Annotated in this window: 1 protein-coding gene; it reads right to left on the bottom strand. The window is 65.5% G+C overall.

Features of this window, described 5'->3' with window-relative positions; translation table 11 throughout:
* A partial coding sequence (locus SB764_RS41210) for a hypothetical protein (RefSeq protein WP_410866927.1) occupies positions 1-264 on the bottom strand: 264 nt, incomplete at both ends.

The raw sequence follows: 264 nt of genomic DNA, 5'->3' as shown, positions 1-264 counted from the left end.
CCAGATGAAGCTCGACCGAAACCGGCATCGGGGCGGCGACAAGCGCGCCATAGCCGGTCTCCAGACGCCAGTTGTTCTCCGTCGAGGCCTCGTCATAGGCGGCATAATCCTCTGCCGATATGCGCTCCAGCTCGTCGCCGCTGATATAGCCGCTCAGCGCCTGCATATAGGCAAGCCAGGGCTCGCCGGGCTCCACAGCGTCGATGGCACAGTCGCTTGGCGGAGGTGCCTCGGCAACTCGCTCGGCCCAGCGGCCAAAGGCAG

It is taken from the genome of Paraburkholderia sp. SIMBA_027, assembly GCF_046535315.1.
GTDB lineage: Bacteria > Pseudomonadota > Gammaproteobacteria > Burkholderiales > Burkholderiaceae > Paraburkholderia > Paraburkholderia tropica.
This window is presented reverse-complemented; position numbering and strand designations above follow the sequence as displayed.